General features: G+C 73.3%; 2 protein-coding genes and 1 pseudogene. All 3 read right to left on the minus strand.

The genetic code is table 11. The annotated features are described in order from the left end of the window. Positions 1-96: 96 nt before the first annotated feature. Positions 97-690 carry a TetR/AcrR family transcriptional regulator gene (locus ABZ641_RS31550; protein ID WP_344624945.1) on the minus strand — a complete coding sequence of 198 codons (594 nt, stop codon included), beginning with the start codon at positions 688-690 and terminating at the stop codon, positions 97-99. A gap of 62 nt (positions 691-752) precedes the next feature. Then, positions 753-1643, minus strand: coding sequence for an SDR family NAD(P)-dependent oxidoreductase (locus tag ABZ641_RS31555; protein ID WP_359987354.1), 891 nt, complete (start codon positions 1641-1643; stop codon positions 753-755). Between the two features lie 513 nt (positions 1644-2156). Continuing rightward, positions 2157-2876 (minus strand): annotated as a pseudogene (locus ABZ641_RS31560) (alpha/beta hydrolase); the annotation flags it as partial.

The following is a 2876-nucleotide window of genomic DNA, read 5'->3' on the forward strand; positions in this document are numbered from 1 at the left end:
AGCCGCCCCCCGGCACGGGGGCGGCTGCCGGCGTGGTCGGGAGCGGCGGCCGGCCGGCGGCGTTCGCCATCTTGTCGCGGTGGTGCGGACGGTGTCCTAGGTGTTCGGTGGTGCGGTGTTCGGTGGCGTGGTTCGCAGGCCGCCCAGGAACGCCGCGAGGTAGCGGCGGGCGGTGTCGATGCGGTCGGCGGGCGTGCCGCCGTGGACGTCGACGGCGTGGGCGATACCGCACATGAGCGGGACGAGGTCGGCGGCGTCGAGGTCGGGGCGGACGGTTCCGGCGTCGCGGGCCCGGTCGAGGAGTCGGGTGCCGGCCGACCGGAGCGAGTGCTTGAGTTCCGTGGTGCGCGGCAGTGCGTCGGTGACCGCGGCGGTGACGGGAGCCAGGGAGGCGTCGGTGACCTGGGCCTCGACGGTGCGGAGCAGGAAGCCCTCGAGCGCGCGTCGGGGGTCGGTGTCGGCCATGGCCTGTTCGCCGTGCACGGCCAGGTCCTCCAGGCAGGGGGCGGCCACCGTTTCCAACAGCGCTTCGGGAGTGGGGAAGTGCCGGTAGACGGTGCCGACCCCCACTCCGGTGCGGCGGGCGACGTCGTTGAGCTGCAGGGGCTCGCCCCGGTCGACCAGGGTGCGGGCGACGGAGACGATCCGGTCCCAGTTGCGGGCCGCGTCCTTGCGCAGGGGCGTCGTCATGGGGACATGCTATTCGGATGGCCCATCCGGAATGGTCTCCGCTGCCCGCGCCGTGCCGGCGGTCAGGCGGCCGGCAGGGGCGCGTGCCATTCGCTGAGCCGGCGCACGGCTTCGACGACGCGGGGGTCGGTCGCGGCGCGGAACGGTGCCGCGGGGCGGGCGTCGGCGCCGATGACGACGCCGGTCCGGCCGGTCAGGGTCTCATCGGTGGCGGCGGTGATCGAGGACTCGGCGGCAGTGGACGCCGGACCCGAGGTGGAACGTTCGAACTTGCGGCGCACCAGCGGCCACAGCAGCCGCAGGCCCGGTGAGACGATCCCGGGGTCGGTCATGGTGCCCTTCGTCATGTCGGTCGCGGCGCCTCCGGGGTCGGCCGCGAACACCGACACGCCGGTGCCGTCCAGTCGCGCGGCCAGGTCGAGCGTGTAGGCGAGGTTGGCGAGCTTGGCCCGGCCGTACCAGTGGAAGCCGTAGTAGCCGCCGGGCGGCTCGACGGCGTCGAACGTGCGCTTGGCGAGTCCGACCGCGCCCGAGGTGACGTTCACGATCCTGCTCGGGGCGCCGGCGGTCAGCGTGGGCAGCAGCAACTCCGTCAGCAGGTACGGCGAGAGGTGGTTGACGACGAACGACGCTTCGATGCCGTCCAGGGCCATGCGCCGGGGGAACATCGCCCCGACGTTGTTGACCAGCACGGTCAGCGGGTCTCCGGAGGCGGCGTGGTCGGAGGCGATCCGGTCGGCGAGCACGCGCACTTCGTCGAGCGAGCCGAGGTCGGCGGCAAGGAACCGGCCGGGACGCGCCGGGTTCGCCGCGTTGATCCGCTCGACCGCCCGGGCGCCCCGATCGGGATTGCGGCCGACCACGGTGACCGCGTACCCGGCGGTCGCCAGTCCCACGGCCGTCTCCAGTCCGATGCCGGCCGTCCCGGCCGTGACCACGGCTGTCTTCCGCATGTATGCCTCCACTCGAAATTCGGATAGGTCATCCGCTTGGTGTGGACGCTAGCACATGCGGATGAACTATCCGCTTGCTGTGCGGTCGGAGTCCGGCAAAGGGCTGATCGCGGGCCGGCTTGCCCCCTTGCTCGACGCGGCGTCACCTTCCGGCGCACCGAACCGTGGAGGGAATCCACCGACCCCGACCACGACACCGTGCCGGAGCGGATCGAGCACGTCCTGGAGTGTTTCCCCGACCGCACGTTCGCGTTCGACGGGCTCGGGCCGCTCCGGCAGTTCACCCGGTGCACTCGAACCAGCCGAACCACACGGTCCGGACCTGCGCACTGCAGGCCCACCTTCGCTGACGCAATGCCAACGCCCGCCGTCCCGACGTCCTCCCGGCCCGGCGCAAGGAGCGTGCCCTGCGTCCGCGGCGGGAGAGGTGTCCGCCGGGGAGGGCCGGCCGGCCCTCGCCGCGTGATCGAGCGAACCTGCGAAGCCATGCGGCCATCGGCCGTTGCTTCCGGATCAGCGGCCGGCCAGGTGCCGTGCGAAGAACCTGCGGATCGTGCGGCGGACCGTGGGGACCGATGCGGTCGGGTCGACGGTGCCGATCAGCGCGTTCCTCTCCGCCGCCGTCATCGAACCGGATGCCTGGAGCTGGGGGAGCATCGCGGCGTAGTCGGTGAAGATCCAGTGGTTGGCGTCGGCGACACGTGCGCTGCGGACCCGTCGACCGGAGAGCGCGGCCAGGGCCAGCCAGGAGCGGTCCAGTTCCCGCCGGCGGGTGAACCCGTCGCTGCCGAGCAGGAGCAGTGGCCGGTCCATCCCGTGTGCCGTGACCGGGAACGGTTCGGCGGCGGCGCCGGGCGCGGAGGGCGGGTGGTCCAGGTGGCCCTCCAGGTTGATCCCGGCACGCACCCGCCGGTCCTCGTACATCACCTCGGTCACGGCGCTGCCGCCGGCGGAGTGCCCGTACACGCCGAGACGGCGCAGGTCCAGCGTCTCGGCCAGCCCGCGCGGCAGCGGCAGGTCGGCCGCGTGCCCGAGCCGGTCGAGGACACGGTGCAGGTCGGCGATCCGTGCGTCGATCATCGTGCGGGCCACGGCCGGCTGGTCCCGCGGGTCGCCGCGGAAGACGGTCGTCCGCACGGTGTCCTCCCGGTACGGCCGGGCATCCGGGAGCTCGACCGCTGCGGCGTCGCCGGGGTGGTCGACCGAGAGGACGACGGCGCCGTGACTGGCCAG

This window comes from Kitasatospora sp. NPDC007106, assembly GCF_040634455.1.
Lineage (GTDB): Bacteria > Actinomycetota > Actinomycetes > Streptomycetales > Streptomycetaceae > Kitasatospora > Kitasatospora arboriphila.

Excerpts from the sequence above, each read along its gene's own strand:
- ABZ641_RS31550 (WP_344624945.1), bottom strand. The coding sequence starts at position 690 with ATGACGACGCCCCTGCGCAAGGACGCGGCCCGCAACTGGGACCGGATC.
- ABZ641_RS31555 (WP_359987354.1), bottom strand. The coding sequence starts at position 1,643 with ATGCGGAAGACAGCCGTGGTCACGGCCGGGACGGCCGGCATCGGACTG.